Raw genomic sequence first — 17557 nt, forward strand, 5'->3', positions numbered from 1 at the left:
TTATGACGTCAAATGACCTGCTCATGGGGGAGGATGAACATGACCCGCCACGAACTTCCAAACGGTTTGATCCGCGCAACCGACACAACTGGCACAACCGACGGTTATATGCCGGGGTTCGGCAATGACTTTGAAACCGAAGCACTGCCCGGTGCCTTGCCGCAAGGGATGAACTCCCCCCAGCGTTGCAATTATGGTCTTTATGGCGAGCAGCTTTCCGGTACGGCGTTCACCGCGCCAAGCCATCAGAACGAGCGGACATGGTGTTATCGTATTCGCCCATCGGTCAAACACTCGTCGCGTTATACCAAGATCGATATGCCCTATTGGAAGTCGGCACCCTGCGTTGATCCTGATGTGATTTCTCTGGGCCAGTATCGCTGGGATCCAGTGCCGCATGGCGAAGGTCTGACGTGGCTGACGGGCATGCGGACCATGACCACAGCCGGTGATGTAAACACTCAGGTTGGCATGGCCACGCATATCTATCTTGTTAACGAAAGCATGGTCGATAGCTATTTCTTTTCGGCTGACTCTGAGTTGTTGGTTGTTCCACAAGAAGGCAAGTTACGGTTTTGCACCGAATTGGGTGTGATCGACGTCGAACCTCAAGAAATTGCAATTATCCCGCGTGGTTTGGTGTATCGGGTCGAAGTCCTTGAAGGGCCGTGCCGCGGCTTTGTCTGTGAAAACTATGGTCAGAAATTCGACCTGCCCGGCCGTGGGCCGATTGGTGCCAACTGTATGGCCAACCGCCGCGATTTTAAGACGCCGGTTGCCGCCTTTGAAGACCGTGAAGTGCGCTCAACCATGACCATCAAATGGGCTGGGCAATTCCACAGCTGCGAGATTGATCAATCTCCTTTGGATGTGGTCGCATGGCATGGCAATTACTGTCCGGTTAAATACGACCTCAAAACCTATTGCCCGGTCGGGTCGATCCTGTTTGACCACCCTGATCCGTCGATATTCACTGTTTTGACCGCGCCATCGGGCGTTGAGGGCACGGCTAATATCGACTTTGTTCTGTTCCGGGAGCGGTGGATGGTGATGGAAGATACTTTCCGTCCGCCTTGGTATCACAAAAACATCATGTCCGAGCTGATGGGCAACATTTATGGTCAGTACGATGCGAAACCACAGGGGTTCATTCCTGGCGGTGTTTCCTTGCACAACATGATGTTGCCGCATGGGCCAGATCGCGATGCCTTTGACAAAGCGTCTTATTCTGAGCTGAAACCAGAGAAGCTCGACAACACCATGTCCTTCATGTTCGAAACCCGGTTTCCACAGCATTTGACGGCGTTTGCTGCCAATGAGGCCCCGCTTCAAGATGAATACATTGATTGTTGGTCGACCATCGAAAAGAAATTCGACGGCACGCCCGGTAAGAAGTAATCAGATATGGGGGCGCTGCCCCCAAACCCCCGGGATATTTCTGGAAAGAAGAAGCCGGGACGTTCCACGTTATTCGAAAGGTCGATCATGCCTCTTCTCAAATCCTGGGTCGAAAGCGCCAACACGCCCGACACCGATTTCCCGCTCAACAATCTGCCCTATGGCGCATTTAAAACCGAAGATGACGAAGTCCATTGCGGTGTTGCGATTGGCGACATGATCCTTGATGTCACCGCCTTGGAAGAGGCCGGGGTATTGATGGCGTCGGACGAGGAAGACGAAGTGTTCTTTTTCGGCGATTGGACCGAGTTTATGGGCATGGGCCCCGCTGTCTGGACGGCATTTCGCGCCAACCTGACGGCTCTTTTGTCTGATGAGAATGGGGACGCGCCCGAACTGGTGCCGTTTCTTGTCCCTCAGATCGGCACCCAGTTGGTGATGCCGTTTGCCGTTAGCGAATACACCGATTTCTACGCCGGAAAACATCACGCTACAAACGTGGGAACCATGTTTCGGGGTGCCGAAAATGCGCTTCCGCCGAATTGGTTGTCGATCCCGATCGGTTACAACGGTCGCGCGTCTTCTGTTGTTGTTTCCGGCACCGATGTTCGTCGCCCCTGGGGGCAGCTCAAGGGACCAAATGACGACATGCCGCGTTTTGCGCCTTGTGCGCGCTTTGACCTTGAGCTTGAGATGGGCGCGATTGTTGGCACCTCCTCCGAAGGTATGGTCAATGTCCAACAGGCGGATGACATGATCTTTGGCTACGTGCTGCTCAACGATTGGTCGGCACGCGATATCCAGGCGTGGGAATATCAGCCGCTTGGCCCATTTCAGGCCAAAGCCACAGCAACGACGGTCAGCCCATGGATCGTGACCAAGGCCGCTCTGGAATCCTTCCGCACGTCGACGCCAGAGCGCGAGCGCGAATTGCTGCCTTATCTGCAAGAGCCGGGCCCGATGCTTTATGATATTGAGCTGGAAGTCACCCTTGCCCCTGAAGGCAAAGACGCCACCACCATCGCGCGCACCAACTACAATGAAATGTACTATTCTGCCGCGCAACAGCTCTGCCATCACAGCACCTCGGGATGTTCCATGAACACCGGCGATCTGCTCGGGTCCGGGACCATCTCTGGCCCCGAAAAAGAAAACCGTGGCTCTTTGCTTGAACTCAGCTGGGGGGGCAAGGAACCCCTGACCCTCGACACCGGCGAGACACGCAATTTCCTTGAAGACGGCGACACGCTAACGCTCAAGGGCCATGCACAAGGCGATGGTTTTCGCATCGGCTTTGGCAACTGCGAAGGTAAAATCCTTCCCGCTAACGAAAAACCACACGCCTGATTTTCATCTCGCCAAATAAACTCCCGCCGGAGGCCGCGCACGTGCCTCTGGCCCCGACAGTCAAAAGGACATCCCATGGCCAAAGCATTCGCATCCGCAGGCGATATGGAAGAAAAGAAAACCTCCTTTACCAAAATCGGTGATGGCCTCTACGCTTTCACTGCTGAAGGCGATCCAAACACAGGCGTGATCATTGGTGACGACAGCGTCATGATCATCGAAGCCCAAGCCACGCCGCGCCTTGCGCGCAAGGTTATGGAATGTGTGCGTGAGGTCACCGACAAGCCGATCAGCCACCTGGTTTTGACCCATTACCACGCGGTGCGCGTGCTTGGGGCAAGTGCTTATGGTGCCAAAGAAATCATCATGTCCGACACCGCGCGCTCGATGGTGGCCGAGCGTGGTCAAGAAGATTGGGATAGTGAATTTGACCGCTTTCCACGCCTGTTCCAAGGGCACGAAGAAATCCCCGGTCTGACATGGCCAACCACGACTTTCAGCGACAGCATGACAGTTTATCTTGGCAATCGCCGCGTTGACATCATGCATCTTGGCCGTGCTCATACCGCCGGTGACGCCGTGGTTTGGGTTCCTGATCAAGAGGTCATGTTCACCGGTGACATCGTCGAATATCACTCGGCCTGCTATTGCGGCGACGGGCACTTTGCCGATTGGGAAGACACCCTGATGAACATCGCCGATTTCGAACCCAAAAGCATCGCGCCGGGTCGTGGCGACGCGCTTGTTGGCGAAGAAATGGTCGAGAAAGCCATCGCGGCGACGGCGGATTTTGTGCGCTCAACTTACAAACCTATCGCCAAGGTGGTGGCGCGTGGCGGGTCGCTCAAGGAAGCATGGGATGCGTGCCGCGCCGAATGCGACCCCAAGTTCAAAGACTACGCGATCTACGAACACTGCCTGCCTTTCAACGTCGCCCGCGCCTATGACGAAGCGCGCGGCATCGACACCCCCCGCGTCTGGACCGCGCAGCGCGACAAAGACATGTGGGATGCTTTGCAGGGCTGATGTCCTGGCTTGAGATACAAAACAAGCTGGTCCAAGGGTTCCTTTGGGCCAGCGGAATAGAGGCGCTTAGCGCACGGCTTGCCTATCAAAAGAAGCTGGACGCGGCCCAGACAGGTTGGCGAAACCTGCCAAAAGCCCAACGTCATCTGGTGATCGGTTTGGACCCGGAGTTGCAGCGGCTCAAAAAACGAGCGGACAAGGCCAGCTGGGTCGCGGGGATTGTCGGTTTAGTTGTGATCGTGGGGGTCGTTTTCGCAACACGCTAGGTGCCAAAGAGAAAGCCGGGACGGGGGAAGACATGGGGGACACAATGCAGGGTGCGACCTTAATCGAAACCATCGGTTTTGCGACGTTCGGCGTGGGTACCTTTGGCTTTTTTCTTTTTCTGATCAAAGCGGTGCAAACTGCTCTCGCCGCTGGATTGGATGCCTCTGACACAAGGTCAATCCATGATCGTGGGTTGGTAGGAAATGCTGCAATTAAAGAGCTGTTTACTTGGCTCAAAACGAGCAAAGTCGGGTTCCTTAGCGCCATATTGATGGGGCTTGGGTTCGGGACATTCTTAGGATTGGTGATTTTTCTGAGCAACTAGGGAAACCACCGACGCTGACATCGAACAAGGGAGGACACCATGTTCCAAGATCGCTATTCATTAGCCTTCAAGCTTTACCCATATGAACGCAGCGCCGATCAGGACGCCGCAAGCCCGGTGCGTCATCCGGTTGTGATCATGGGCGGTGGGCCAATTGGCGTTGCGACTGCGCTTGATCTGGGCTTGCAGGGCATTCCGGTCATTGTCTTGGATGACCACGAAGGCATCGGCATGGGGTCGCGCGCAATCTGTTTTGCGAAGCGCTGTCTTGAGGTTGCCGACCGTTACGGGTGTGGCGAGCCGATGCTGGACAAGGGTGTCGTGTGGAACGTTGGCAAGGTGTTCCACAAAGAGGGGCAGGTTTATGAATTTAACCTGCTGCCGGAAGAGGGCCACAAATACCCCGCCTTCATCAACCTCCAACAACCCTATTTCGAAAAGTTCATCGTTGATCGGGTCCGCGAAGCGCAAGCCGCTGGTGCGCCAATTGAGTTGCGCGGCAAAAACCGCGTCGATGGTATCACCGAATTTGATGACTATATCGAGCTGGACATCACCACCCCGGATGGAAGCTATAAAATCCAAGCCGATTGGCTGATTGGCGCCGATGGGGCATCAAGCCCGCTGCGGGGCATGATGGGGCTTGATTTTGAAGGCCGCGTTTTCCAAGACAGTTTCCTGATTGCCGACATCAAGATGAAGGGCGATTTGGAATTTCCAACCGAACGTTGGTTCTGGTTTGAACCATCGCATGGGTCGGGTGCATCCACATTGCTGCACAAACAGCCCGATGATACCTGGCGGATCGATTTCCAAATTGGCTGGGATGTGGATCGCAAAGAAGAGATGAAAGAGGAAAACATCCGCCGCCGTCTCGATGCGTTTTTAGGCGATGTTGAGTATGACATGGTTTGGTCGTCGATCTACACGTTCCAATGCAAACGCATGGATCAGTTCCGCCATGGTCGCGTTATGTTTGCAGGTGACGCTGCGCATCAGGTGTCGCCATTCGGGGCACGCGGGGCCAATTCCGGCATGCAGGATGTTGATAACCTGGGTTGGAAGCTCGGAATGGTGATCCGGGGTGATGCGCCGGAAGCCTTGCTTGATACATATTCCGAAGAGCGCGTGCACGGCGCGGATGAAAACATCCTGAATTCAACGCGGGCGACTGATTTTATCACGCCGAAATCCAAGGTTAGCCACATGTTCCGCAACGCGGTTTTGTCACTGGCCGGAGACTATGAATTTGCCCGTCCCTTGGTGAATTCCGGCCGCTTGTCCGTGCCTTGCACCTATGATGGGTTGTCGTTGAACGGACCAGACGCATTAACCGATGGGCCGGTGCGCAGTCGCGTGGGCAGTGCCTGTCCAGATGCGCCAGTTGCGGACGGGTTCTTGCTCTCGCAGCTGGGGGGGGCGTTTCAGATCGTCACCATCGACGCAGAGGCTCCCGAGAGCGTGACCGAAGGCCAAGTGACCGCGAAACGGTTGGCTATATCCACCAAGGATGACCCAACAGGTGCCTTGGCGGCGCGCTATCTCGGCGGAGCTACATCAGCGGTGTATTTGATCCGGCCCGACCAACATGTCGCGGCACGTTGGGACAGCTTTGACGAAACAGCGGTTCGTGCCGCCATCCGCACAGCCTGCGCATTAGGAGCCTGATGATGAGCAATGTGACCACCACGCCAAATATCGCAGATCCTGACGGGTTTTATGCCAAACTGATCAACCTGCATGACGGGCTTTCGGAAGATGATAGCGCGGCGTTGAACGCGCGCCTTGTTCTGATCCTCGCCAATCACGTTGGTGATCGCGCGGTTTTGGACGACGCGTTGGAAATGGCCGCCAAATCGGGTTAATTCTTATTGAAAGTAATCTCGAACCGGGCCCCTGTGGGACTTGGTTCGAGGTGGATGTTGGCATCATGGGCTTGCAAGATGTTGCGAACCACAGATAGGCCCATGCCTGTGCCACCGCTTTCCCGTTTGGTCGTAAAAAACGGCTCAAATATTCGCGGTGCATTTCCGTCTGATATGCCGCTGCCGTTGTCTTGTAGGGCAATCACATTGCCGGTTGCCGTGATTTTGAGCGAACTGGCCTGATGGTCTTGTGCGTTTCTAAGCAATTGCGTCAGAACGATTTTCAGCCCGTCCTTGGCCATTGGAAAAACGATGTCGCCGCTAAGAATCTCAACATCGAGAGCCGGGTGACCGACGATGATGTCCTCAGCGATCTCATTCAAAGTGCATTGCCCAAGGTAGCGTGTTTCGCGGGCTTGGGCGGCCTGTCGCAAGGCGGCCAGCTGGGCCTCTAGCTGGAGACGAGCGCCATCTATCTGTTTCAGAAGGGCCCGGTCATCGCCGATCAAATCCGGACTGTCACCCAGTAATTCGGTTGCGGCGCGGATCGCGGAGACCGGGGTTTTTAATTCATGGGTCACGTGATCGGTATAGGCGCGAATGGTTGCTTCCCGGTCTCGCAAGGCTCTGGCCATTGCGATCACACCCCGCCCGGTCGCGTCGATTTCTTTGGTTCCAAAATGCTGAGGTGGCGGCGCATCCTGACCAGATTCTTGGGCTGCGGCAAAGGCTTCGAGCTCGTAAATTGGTCGCACCAACAGGCGCACCAAAAGCCAGCCGGGAATCGCTGTGATGATGGCGATTAAAATGGCCAAAGACAGCGCCGCCTGCCGAAATCCGATTTCAGGGCCCAAGTAGCGCAACGCAACCAAGCCTATCAGCGACAAAATCAGCGTACCCGCAAGCGCGCCGCCGATGACGCCCCCAAGGCTTGGGCGCCATTTCCCGGTCATGTGCAGGCTCCAAGACGGATGCCTTGACCGTGTACCGTTTCAATCGCATTGGGGCAGCCTGCATCGCTCAGTTTGCGACGTAAATTGCGCAGATGACTATCAAGCGTTCGGTCAGACACATCACTGCGCGCGCCCCAAATCGCGCCGATCAAATGATGACGAGAAACAAGCCGGGCCGGGGTTTGAATAAACTGATCAAGCAGCGAGAATTCCGTCCCCGTTAAGGCAACATCCAACCCGCTGACCGAGCATTGCCTGGCTTCCCGGTCCAAGGTCAACTTGCCGTGCTGCATCGTGGCGTTCACTGTCTTGGGGCCATTGGTTCGTTTCAAAATGGCGCGAACGCGGGCGACCAATTCGCGTGGGCTAAACGGTTTGGTGACATAGTCATCTGCCCCAAGTTCCAGCCCCAAAATCCGATCAATCTCATCATCTCGGGCCGTCAAAAACAGTATTGGCACCTCGGACACGGCCCGAATTTTTCGGCAGACCTCAAACCCGTCCATTTCCGGCAATCCGATGTCCAAAACGATCAACTCAGGCTTTTCACGTGCGGCATGGGTCAGCGCGAGCTGCCCATCACAAGCGGTCAGCACGTCATAACCGGCGCGTTCAAGCGCGATACGCACCAGGTCGCGCAATCGGGTATCGTCATCCACTACCAAGATGCTCATTTGTCTGTCTCCGCCATCACCAGCCTGCTGTTATCATAAAGACCTGAGCGCCAATTGCGAAAGCCCCATTCCTGCCAGTTATCGAGTGTGTTCAACTGGTTGATTGGGCAGCTCGGTTTCAATCCATTAGCCGCGGGATGTCCAAGCGCACCGCGAGCTGTCGGATTAAGGGTGCAGATATAGTCAAAATCGGGATCGGTCATGGTTAGGTTCTGGCGCACGATGTGTTCGGCAAAATTGACAAAACAACACAGGTACAAAACCACGGTCAGAGCAGAGAGCCAGACGCCCGTTAGCCAAAAATTGGATTTTTCGAAACGGGTTTGCAAAGCGATTAAAACCAATCCCGTGGCGACCAAGCCAATCCAAATTACGGCATACAGGCGCAAATAAGTCAGCCCATAGGCACCAACGTAGAGATCCAATCGCAGAGCCGCCGACAGGCACATAATCACATTCTGAGCCAGCCAGAGGTACATCAGGGGTTTTAACGCACGGTGTTCATTCAATAGAGGACGAGCGGCCAGCGCGAAACCACCGGCCAATAGCGCCGTCGCAACCAAAGGGTATGATCCGCGATGCGCGTAGCTTGCATAGGTCATGCCCGTCGGAAGTTCAGCTCCACCGATGAAGATCGACATATCCACTAAGGTTTGAAGCCCAATGAGCGCATTGAACACCCATAACGCACGCAGGCAGGAATCGGGGTTAAGTCCGATGTTTCCGAATGTCAGGGTGTCGGACTGCATCTCTATAGCAGGGAATGATTTTCTTGCGTCCACGGGAAACAGAAAGGGCGTGCAAAGAAAGGTAAGGCCAAGCCCGAACGCAAGCCGCGCAATCAGATCGTCGGGGAGACGAAATGAGAAAGCTTGAAGCAACACGGGATTGGCCATCAGAATTAGGGCGCCGAAAACCAACGCGCCTCCGATTGGAAAGCCCCATTGGCGCATAACCCTCGCAAAAAAACCCTTGGGGCCAGATTGTTTTGGCAACGAAAAACATAGCGATGCCACCGGGCGTATAAGGCGATCCAAATAGTGACCAGGAAGTGCCCAGAGCCCTTGGGCAATGTCCTCGAGGCTCTTTACATCTGCGCGGGCCCAAACAAGGGCGACACAGAAACTGGCAACCAAAAACACGCTGGATAAGATTTGTACAAATTCAATAATGGGCAAACTGCCCGCCATGACCAACAAAAGCGGCCCTGCGATGCGTTTTCTCGGGGTTATGTCGTTGGTTGCGATCAATAAGGTCGCGATGGAAAACAGGGCCAGCGAAACCCCGGGTTCGACATCCCAAAACAATAGATCAGCTGTCAAAAACAGCAGCAGTATTCCAAGCGCCAGTGGCGGGTTTTCCCGGCTGCTTTGTTCTTGTGGGCTTGGGGGCAAATCGTGGTTGGAGCAGAGCCACCAGGCGTCTTGTTTCAAAACACGCGGAATGCCTCGCAATTTCAGTCGGTTGGTCATGGTGTGTCCCTCTTTTTATGGGGATACGAGTAAGGCCATGCCCGTGCAGTTCAGTCGCGGGAGATGTGCAGGTTTTGCGCAGTTTGGGACATTGTCTCAGGTTGGGCTGATCTGATCTGGTGAAAAGATCATATTTAACGACCAAAAATTCGACAAATCAGCCGAGGGAAGCGTGGGTCGTGCCTGAGTTTTTCCGAGGGGGTAAACAGCGCTGGACCAAAGGCATTTGCCCGCCTAACCTGTACATATGTTTGCTTATTTGACCCGCCGTTTGATCGCATTGTGCCTGAGCTTGGCCGTGGCATCTTTGGTGATCTTTTTGGTGGTTGAAGTCGCGCCGGGCGATCCGGCAAGCTATATGCTTGGGATCAACGCGCAGCCCGACACCATCGCCGCATTGCGTGCCGAGCTTGGGCTAGATGTGCCCAAATACCAGCGCTATTTGAACTGGATTTCAGGCATGCTGCACGGGGATTTTGGAACCTCTTACACCTATCGCAGCCCAGTGTCTGAGATGGTCGCGGACCGGCTCTGGATTTCGCTGCCCTTGGCGTCGATGGCATTGGTGTTGTCCACGTTAATCGCCATTCCCGCCGGTGTGCTGGCTGCCTCGCGCAGGGGCAAAGTCTCAGACGCCAGCGTTATGGCGGCCACGCAATTGGGCGTCGCCATTCCCAACTTTTGGTTTGCCATGCTGTTGGTCGCACTGTTCGCGATCAAATTGCGCTGGTTTCCGTCGGGCGGGTTTCCGGGCTGGGATGATCCTGCCAAGGCGCTGATCGCGCTGACGCTTCCGGCCATTGCTCTTGCCCTGCCACAAGCGGCGATTTTGACCCGTGTCATGCGATCGTCCCTGATCGACATTCTGGGAGAGGATTTTATGCGCACCGCTCGCGCCAAGGGCCTGTCGCAAAGGCAAGCGCTTTGGCGGCACGGATTGCGCAACGCACTGATCCCGGTGCTGACTATCATTGGTCTGCAATTTTCGTTTCTCTTGGCGGGGGCCATCATTATTGAACAAGTGTTCTATCTACCCGGTCTTGGTCGACTTGTGTTCCAAAGCATCTCGCAGCGCGATTTGATTGTGGTTGAAAGCGTGGTCATGCTGTTGGTTTTCTCGGTCATCATGGTCAATTTCATCGTTGATTTGACCTATGCGCTCGCGGATCCAAGATTGAGGCAACCCGCATGAACCGAAGTCTGCTATTTGGCCTTTGCCTTACCAGCGTTTTTATTGTTGCGGCCTGTCTGTCCTATTTCTGGACACCTGCCGACACTGAAACGATGAACATCTCCGCGCGTTTGCGCCCACCGGACGGGTTGAATTGGCTGGGGACGGATCATTTTGGGCGTGATCTCTTGTCGATGATTATGGTGGGGGCGCGCACATCAATTGCCGTTGCTCTGGTGGCTGTTGGGATCGGTATGGGTGTCGGTGTTCCCTTGGGATTGGCTGCGGCCGCGGCGCAGGGCGGTTTGTTGGATGAGCTGATTTCGCGCCTAAACGATCTGATCTTTGCCTTTCCATCGCTGGTCATCGCGATATTGATCACCGCAGTTTTTGGAGCCGGGGCCATCAACGCCATCATCGCGATTGGCATTTTTAATATCCCGGTTTTTGCACGCCTGTCGCGCGGGGCGGCGCTTAGCCTGTGGAAGCGCGAATTCATTTTGGCGGCGCGGACAGCGGGCAAATCCTCTTCGCGGATTAGCATCGAACACATCCTGCCAAACATCACCAACCTTTTGATCGTACAGGGTACAATTCAGTTCTCGCTCGGCATTCTTGCCGAGGCGGGGCTATCCTATGTCGGGCTGGGTGCGCAGCCGCCGTTGCCGTCTTGGGGGCGTATGCTGGCAGATGCGCAGACGATGGTAATGCTGGCTCCTCATGTGGCGATTGTTCCGGGAATGGCGATTGTTTTTATGGTCTTAGGTTTGAACCTCCTTGGCGATGGGTTGCGGGATGCGCTTGATCCCCGCCTCAAAGCGAGGCGCGCATGATGTCTCAGAGCAACTTGGACGAAACGCTGCTTGATATTCGTGATGTGACCGTGTCGATTCACGGGAAAACCATATTGGATCGGGTGTCGGTAACGGTTGCACCGGGTGAGATCGTTGCGCTAACCGGCGAATCCGGGTCAGGGAAATCGATGACCGCGCTTGCGACGATTGGTTTGTTACCGGGGGCGGCTCGGGTCAGCGGAACGATCGCTTTTGAATCCCAAGATCTGATCGCTCTGTCCGATCCAGAACTCTGCGACATACGTGGCCGCAAAATTGGGATGATTTTTCAGGAACCAATGACGGCCCTGAACCCAGTCAAAACCATCGGGTCTCAGGTCGCAGAAACCATTCTTGTTCATACCAAAACCTCTCCTGCGGATGCCCAGAAACGAGCGGCCCAGGTTTTGACCCGTGTTGGGTTGCCGGAGGATCGTTTTCCGCTAACCCGCTATCCGCATGAACTTTCAGGTGGTCAACGTCAGCGTGTTGTCATTGCCATGGCCATCGCGTTGCGCCCCCGTTTGTTGATCGCGGACGAACCCACCACGGCGCTTGACGTTACCACACAGGCGCAAATTCTTGATTTGCTGCGTGACCTGAGCCAGACCGAAGGCATGGCGGTTCTGATGATCACCCACGATTTGGCCGTGGTATCCGACATGGCGGATAAGATTGCTGTGATGAAATCAGGTGAGATTGTCGAACAGGCTCCGACACGGCAGTTGTTTGCGCAGATGTCGCACCCCTACACCCGCGATCTGTTTGAAGCCTCTCGTCACCAAGCCAACATGCCCGCGCCAGTCGAGGCTCCGCCGCTGTTACAGGTGCAAAATGTGTCTTGTGACTATCCGATGCCACGGCCGCATCCCTTTGCCAAACGCCCGTTTTTTCGGGCTGTGCGGGATGTCAGTTTTGACATCGCACAGGGTGAACGCGTCGGGCTTGTCGGAGAGTCGGGTTGTGGAAAATCTACTCTGACCCGCGCCTTACTGGGGCTGAATTCCGTTAGCGCGGGGTCTGTTCAACTAGATGGCAACCCCGTGTTTACTCATGGCCACCCAAACCTCGAGGTGCAGCGCCAAGTGCAGGTGGTTTTTCAGGATCCATACGGAAGCTTTAACCCAAGGCATCGGGTGCGACGGCTGATAACCGAACCGTTTCATTTGCTGCCCAATCCCCCCCAAGGCGCTGAACGGGAAGCGGCAATTGCCAAGGCGCTCACAGATGTGGGGCTTTCTGCGGCAGATGCTGACAAGTATCCGCATGCGTTTTCCGGCGGGCAACGCCAGCGCCTTGCTATTGCACGCGCTTTGATTATCCGTCCGAAACTGATTGTCTTTGATGAAGCGGTGTCGGCATTGGATGTGCGTGTTCGGGCGCAAATCCTTGATCTCATGGCGGATATCTGTAGCCAATATGGGTTGGCTTATCTGTTTATTTCTCATGACTTAAGCGTGGTTCGCTCGATCACGGATCGGGTATTGGTTATGCAGCGTGGTGAAATTGTTGAACACGGTCCAACCGAAGCCGTTTTTAGCGCACCCGCGCATCCCTATACCCAGACCCTGATTGCAGCGGCCCCGCGCCTGCCTACTCTAGGAGACCCAAATGCTGCCCAACCTGCCCTTTGATCCAAGCAATCTCTTGATTGCGGGCCGCTGGCGACCGGCGGACGATACGCTGCCTTTGACCAACCCGTCGGACGGGCTTGATCTGACAAAAATTGCCCGTGGGACCGCGCAGGATGTTGATGATGCAGTTGCCGCAGCACAGGCAGCTTTGGACGGCGAGTGGGGTGAGTACACCGCAGCGGAACGGGGCCGGGTCTTGACGCGGATTGGGCAATTGGTTCTCGAAAATGTTGATTTGCTCACGAGGCTGGAGTCGCTGGATGTTGGTAAGCCAGTAACCCAAGCACGGGCCGACGCGCTGGCCTTGGCCCGGTATTGCGAGTTTTACGGCGGAGCGGTTGACAAATTACATGGGCAAACCATTCCGTATTTGAATGGTTACACTGTTTACACGCTGCGCGAGCCGCATGGTGTCACCGGGCATATCGTGCCGTGGAATTACCCAATGCAGATCATCGGGCGCTCGGTTGGGGCGGCTTTGGCGATGGGCAATGCCTGTGTGTTGAAACCCGCCGAAGACGCGTGTTTGACGGCGCTGATGTTTGCGCATTTGGCTCGGGACGCTGGTCTTCCAGATGGGGCGCTTAATGTGGTTCCGGGGCTTGGGTCCGAGGCAGGTGCTGCGCTTTCGGCACATCCGGGGGTGCAACATTTAAGCTTTACGGGGTCAGTGGCCACGGGGGCCGCGGTGCAGCAGGCCGCGGGTGGCAATGTTGTTCCGGTGACGCTTGAATTGGGCGGTAAATCTCCGCAGATCGTGTTTGAAGACGCTGATTTAGAGACAGCGCTTCCGTTCCTTGTGAATGCGGGTTTGCAAAATGCCGGGCAGACCTGTTCTGCTTCTTCGCGTATTTTGGTGCATCACTCCCGGTTTGACGAAGTCGCCACCAAAATGGCTGATGCCTATCGCGCGAAACGCATTGGACCAGCAGAGAGTGATCCAGATATCGGCCCATTGATCAATGCAAAGCAGCGTGACCGGGTCATGGCGTTTCTTGACCGCGCGACGGATGTACCGATTTTGGCGGAAGCAAGCGTTTCCGACGATCTGCCGGCGGGGCATTATGTGCCTGCACGGCTTTATGGTCCCGCCGCCGCGGATCACCCAATCGCTCAGCAAGAAATTTTCGGACCGGTTCAGGTTATCATTCCGTTTGAGACCGAAGAGCAGGCGATTTCGATCGCCAACGGAACGGAATATGGTTTGGTGGCAGGCATTTGGACAAGGGACGGGGCACGCCAAATGCGCTTGGCCAAGAAACTGAAATCGGGTCAGGTTTTCATCAATAATTATGGCGCTGGCGGCGGTGTTGAGCTTCCGTTTGGTGGCGTCGGGAAATCGGGGCATGGTCGCGAAAAAGGGTTTGAGGCGCTTTATGGGTTTTCAACACTCAAGACCGTTGCGGCCTTTCATGGGTAGGAGAGACAGATGAGATTGCAAGGCAAACGCGCGATTGTAACAGGCGCGGCATCCGGGTTTGGTGCCGGGATTGCACAGCGCTTTTTGGTGGAAGGTGCGCAGGTTGTTATCGCTGATATCAACGGGGCTGCGGCGCAAAGCTTTGTTGCTGACCATGGTGGGGTCGCCTGTACCGTTGACGTGTCTGACAAAACCAGCGTTGAGGCTATGGTTGCTTTGGCAAATGACGCGATGGGTGGTGTTGACATCTTGGTGAACAATGCCGGGATCACCCATTTGCCTACCCCGCTTGAAGACGTGTCCGAAGAGGAGTTTGATCGTGTTTTCGCGGTCAATTGCAAATCGGTTTTCTTGACCGCGCAGGCATTGGTCCCGCAATTCAAAACCCAAGGTGGCGGAGCGGTTTTAAACGTCGCTTCAACGGCAGGCGTGTCACCCCGGCCTCGCCTGAATTGGTATAACGCGTCTAAGGGTTGGATGATCACGGCGACCCGAACGATGGCGGTCGAACTGGCACCCGATGGCATTCGCGTCAATGCGCTTAACCCCGTGGCGGGTGAAACACCCCTGCTCAAAAGTTTTATGGGCGAAGACACCCCGGAAATACGCGCCAAATTCCTATCGACGATCCCATTGGGGCGTTTCTCGACCCCCGAAGATCTCGCCAATGCTGCGCTGTATCTGTGTTCGGACGAAGCGGGCATGGTCACAGGTGTGTGCATGGAAGTCGACGGCGGCCGGTGCATCTAACTCTTTCAAACCAATGTAATATTTGAGGCCAAACATGACCCCCGGCGCACGTAACTTGATCACTGATATTCCTGGCTTACGGGTGGGGAACGCTCAGGACCCGACACTGAATTCCGGGACAACGGTATTGGTCTCAGATGCGCCATTCACCACATCGGTTGCCGTCCATGGCGGGGCCCCCGGTACGCGCGAAACCGACTTGCTGGCACCCGACAAATCGGCACCTGGTGCTGATGCCTTGGTTTTGTCGGGCGGAAGCGCCTTTGGCTTGGCCTCGGCACAGGGGGTCATGGACGCTTTGCATGAAGAGGGGCGGGGTTTTCCGGTTTTGTCGGCGCGGATTCCGATCGTTCCCGCTGCGATCATCTTTGATTTGCTCAATGGTGGCGACAAAGACTGGCGGGAAAATCCGTATCCGGGGCTGGGTCGTGCCGCATTGGCAAATGCACGCCCAGATTTTGAGATAGGCACATATGGCGCAGGGGCAGGGGCGCAAACGGCGATGCACAAGGGCGGGCTTGGCTCGGCCAGTTTGGTTTTACCGGGGGGCGTGACTGTCGGGGCGTTGGTGGCGGTTAATCCGATGGGCAGTGTCACCACTCCGTCGGGAGGTCACTTTTGGGCTGCCCCGTTTGAGATCGAGGATGAATTTGGCGGGCTTGGGGTTGATCCAATGCCCAGCATCCTTTTGCCGCCCAGTCGCAAAGTTCCCGCGATGGCGAGCTTGGGGAACACGACCATCGCAATTGTTGCGACCGACGCCGCTTTGGACAAAGCGCAATGTCACAGAATGGCGGTTGCAGCGCATGACGGTATGGGGCGGGCAATTGTCCCTGCGCATACGCCGATGGACGGCGATCTTGTATTTGCCTCATCCACAGGGGCGGTTGAGCTTGAAGATCCTGCTTTGCAATTGGCCGGAATTGGGCATGCCGCAAGCGTGTGCTTGGCGCGCGCCATTGCCCGGGCGGTTTGGGAGGCCGAGCCAGAACCCGGTGATACTCTTCCGACGCTCAAACGAGACCTGGGTCTTACTTAAGGATCGGTGGGCTGTCTGGGTCAGAGCCGGGTGCGATTTGCTCAACCTTTTTGGGCTGGGCCGGTTCTGGCAGATCAAACCGCAAGGCAACGCGCGCCAGTTCTGCGGCAAGGATATCGCTGTCATCGACAAAAGTGACGTCTAGAACCCCGGCTTCTAAGCCCGAGAACACCAGTGCTTCGTTGACCGCCCCGGCCAAAGCGCGCTGGGCTTCGGGGATCGCCCCGGTGATGCCAAGGAGATGCCCTTGGGATCCATCATCATAGGCGACTTCGGCCAAATAAGCGCTGCGGGCCAATCCTGCGGCGCTGGCCAGTTTTGCATCCAAGGCAGTGATCAAACTGTCTGGCAATCCGCGCGGTGCCGAAAGGCGTTCCGGTCGCGCCTCTCGTTCTTCTGGCCCGTGATCCAACGTACCCGATAGCCACGCCAAGGCGTCAGGCGGCATGAGAAATTCGGAAGGGGCCACTTCTGGGTTCAAGGCCAACCCAATGTTTTGACCGTTTAACATTTGCGCCAATGCGCGTCCGGGGAGCGCGGCATAGGGTACGGCGCGCCCGGCGAATTCGGAAATGCGATCTTCGCGATCAAATACGAGAACAAAAGATGCATCCTGTAGTTCGAACACTTCCGGTGAAATGCTGTCCCCTTCGGGTTCTTTCGTCAGCATCAGGAACAACTCCGAACTCGCCAAAGCGTCGTAAAATCGCAAACGCGCAGCATCATCCTGAGGAGCAGCAGTCATGGCGGCAAAAGCCGTGTCGATGGGAGTTTCAGTCATCCAGAACCTCTTGGATGCGGGATCGAAGTACGGGTAACACCTCAGCTTCGAACCATAGATTGCGTTTGAGCCAAGCGGTATTGCGCCAGGACGGATGGGGCAAGGGGATCGTTGCGGGCAGAAAGTCGCGCCAGCGTTCAACAGTGGCATTTACCCCCTGTGCATCCGGCAAATGCCACTTTTGTGCATGGCCGCCAATGAGTAGGGTCAATTTGATGTCTGGCATTGCCGCAAGAACATCCAAACGCCATGTTTTCGCGCAAATGGCCGGGGGTGGTAAATCAGAACCATTGCGGTAACCCGGAAAACAAAACCCCATCGGTAGAATGCCAATTTTGGATGAGTCATAAAAGGTGTCCTCATCAACACCCATCCATGCGCGGAGCCGATCACCGGATGGGTCGGTAAAGGGCTTGCCCGAGAGGTGTACTTTCATTCCGGGGGCTTGCCCGGCCACCAGAATTTTCGCTGTTGGGGACACACGCAAAACCGGCCTTGGGCTATGACCGGTTTCGGTTTTCCCAAACCGTTCGCTGCACAATGTGCAGGCACGTATTTTGCCAAGCAGTGCGTCCATACAGGCGATGTAGCGCGATTGGAGG

The 17557-nt window shown here is 55.7% G+C and carries 18 protein-coding genes; 13 read left to right on the forward strand and 5 right to left on the reverse strand.

All coding sequences use genetic code 11. The annotated features are described in order from the left end of the window. Window positions 1-39: 39 nt before the first annotated feature. The 7 genes from hmgA to ACRBB0_RS03865 all read left to right on the forward strand — a co-directional run bounded on the left by hmgA (window position 40) and on the right by ACRBB0_RS03865 (window position 6228). Complete coding sequence (hmgA, locus tag ACRBB0_RS03835; RefSeq protein WP_431373074.1) at window positions 40-1398, forward strand: homogentisate 1,2-dioxygenase; 1359 nt, start codon at window positions 40-42, stop codon at window positions 1396-1398. Between the two features lie 87 nt (window positions 1399-1485). Further along, complete coding sequence (gene fahA / locus ACRBB0_RS03840; RefSeq protein ID WP_431373075.1) at window positions 1486-2745, forward strand: fumarylacetoacetase; 1260 nt, start codon at window positions 1486-1488, stop codon at window positions 2743-2745. Window positions 2746-2820: 75 nt separating this feature from the next. Further along, window positions 2821-3771, forward strand: coding sequence for an MBL fold metallo-hydrolase (locus ACRBB0_RS03845; protein ID WP_431373076.1), 951 nt, complete (start codon window positions 2821-2823; stop codon window positions 3769-3771). Beyond that, window positions 3771-4037 carry a hypothetical protein gene (locus ACRBB0_RS03850; protein ID WP_431373077.1) on the forward strand — a complete coding sequence of 89 codons (267 nt, stop codon included), beginning with the start codon at window positions 3771-3773 and terminating at the stop codon, window positions 4035-4037. The genes ACRBB0_RS03845 and ACRBB0_RS03850 overlap by 1 nt, the downstream gene beginning before the upstream one ends. A gap of 32 nt (window positions 4038-4069) precedes the next feature. After that, window positions 4070-4363, forward strand: a complete 294-nt coding sequence (locus ACRBB0_RS03855; RefSeq protein ID WP_431373078.1) for a hypothetical protein — start codon at window positions 4070-4072, stop codon at window positions 4361-4363. A gap of 39 nt (window positions 4364-4402) precedes the next feature. After that, window positions 4403-6031 (forward strand): FAD-dependent oxidoreductase, encoded by a 1629-nt coding sequence (locus tag ACRBB0_RS03860; protein WP_431373079.1) that lies wholly within the window; start codon window positions 4403-4405, stop codon window positions 6029-6031. Window positions 6032-6033: 2 nt separating this feature from the next. Then, window positions 6034-6228: a DUF2783 domain-containing protein gene (locus tag ACRBB0_RS03865; protein WP_431373080.1), complete on the forward strand. Its 195-nt coding sequence runs from the start codon at window positions 6034-6036 to the stop codon at window positions 6226-6228. Here the strand turns inward: ACRBB0_RS03865 and ACRBB0_RS03870 are convergent. From ACRBB0_RS03870 to ACRBB0_RS03880, 3 genes are read right to left on the reverse strand one after another with little or no spacing between them, the layout of a single operon-like run. After that, window positions 6225-7181: a sensor histidine kinase gene (locus ACRBB0_RS03870; protein WP_431373081.1), complete on the reverse strand. Its 957-nt coding sequence runs from the start codon at window positions 7179-7181 to the stop codon at window positions 6225-6227. The genes ACRBB0_RS03865 and ACRBB0_RS03870 overlap by 4 nt on opposite strands. After that, a complete protein-coding gene (locus tag ACRBB0_RS03875; RefSeq protein WP_431373082.1) occupies window positions 7178-7855 on the reverse strand; it encodes a response regulator transcription factor in 678 nt (225 codons plus the stop codon). Before ACRBB0_RS03875 ends, ACRBB0_RS03870 begins: the two co-directional genes overlap by 4 nt. Continuing rightward, a complete protein-coding gene (locus ACRBB0_RS03880; RefSeq protein WP_431373083.1) occupies window positions 7852-9327 on the reverse strand; it encodes a DUF4153 domain-containing protein in 1476 nt (491 codons plus the stop codon). Before ACRBB0_RS03880 ends, ACRBB0_RS03875 begins: the two co-directional genes overlap by 4 nt. A gap of 247 nt (window positions 9328-9574) precedes the next feature. On the opposite strand from ACRBB0_RS03880, the gene ACRBB0_RS03885 reads away from it, so the two are divergent. From ACRBB0_RS03885 to ACRBB0_RS03910, 6 genes are read left to right on the forward strand one after another with little or no spacing between them, the layout of a single operon-like run. Further along, on the forward strand, window positions 9575-10519 hold the full coding sequence (locus ACRBB0_RS03885; RefSeq protein WP_431373084.1) for an ABC transporter permease: 945 nt from the start codon (window positions 9575-9577) through the stop codon (window positions 10517-10519). Beyond that, complete coding sequence (locus ACRBB0_RS03890) at window positions 10516-11331, forward strand: ABC transporter permease (protein WP_431373085.1); 816 nt, start codon at window positions 10516-10518, stop codon at window positions 11329-11331. Before ACRBB0_RS03885 ends, ACRBB0_RS03890 begins: the two co-directional genes overlap by 4 nt. Further along, on the forward strand, window positions 11331-12965 hold the full coding sequence (locus ACRBB0_RS03895; RefSeq protein WP_431373086.1) for an ABC transporter ATP-binding protein: 1635 nt from the start codon (window positions 11331-11333) through the stop codon (window positions 12963-12965). Before ACRBB0_RS03890 ends, ACRBB0_RS03895 begins: the two co-directional genes overlap by 1 nt. Beyond that, window positions 12943-14385, forward strand: coding sequence for an aldehyde dehydrogenase family protein (locus ACRBB0_RS03900; protein WP_431373087.1), 1443 nt, complete (start codon window positions 12943-12945; stop codon window positions 14383-14385). Before ACRBB0_RS03895 ends, ACRBB0_RS03900 begins: the two co-directional genes overlap by 23 nt. Window positions 14386-14394: 9 nt before the next feature. Continuing rightward, complete coding sequence (locus ACRBB0_RS03905; protein WP_431373088.1) at window positions 14395-15135, forward strand: SDR family oxidoreductase; 741 nt, start codon at window positions 14395-14397, stop codon at window positions 15133-15135. A 34-nt stretch (window positions 15136-15169) separates the two neighbouring features. Further along, window positions 15170-16174, forward strand: a complete 1005-nt coding sequence (locus ACRBB0_RS03910; protein WP_431373089.1) for a P1 family peptidase — start codon at window positions 15170-15172, stop codon at window positions 16172-16174. Here ACRBB0_RS03910 and ACRBB0_RS03915 read toward each other — a convergent pair. Both ACRBB0_RS03915 and ACRBB0_RS03920 read right to left on the reverse strand, forming a co-directional pair. Further along, window positions 16167-16955: an SseB family protein gene (locus tag ACRBB0_RS03915; RefSeq protein WP_431373090.1), complete on the reverse strand. Its 789-nt coding sequence runs from the start codon at window positions 16953-16955 to the stop codon at window positions 16167-16169. The genes ACRBB0_RS03910 and ACRBB0_RS03915 overlap by 8 nt on opposite strands. After that, on the reverse strand, window positions 16948-17532 hold the full coding sequence (locus tag ACRBB0_RS03920; RefSeq protein WP_431373091.1) for a uracil-DNA glycosylase family protein: 585 nt from the start codon (window positions 17530-17532) through the stop codon (window positions 16948-16950). The genes ACRBB0_RS03915 and ACRBB0_RS03920 overlap by 8 nt, the downstream gene beginning before the upstream one ends. Window positions 17533-17557 lie beyond the last annotated feature (25 nt).

The sequence above is a fragment of the Pelagimonas sp. genome, assembly GCF_050633425.1.
Classification (GTDB): domain Bacteria; phylum Pseudomonadota; class Alphaproteobacteria; order Rhodobacterales; family Rhodobacteraceae; genus Pelagimonas.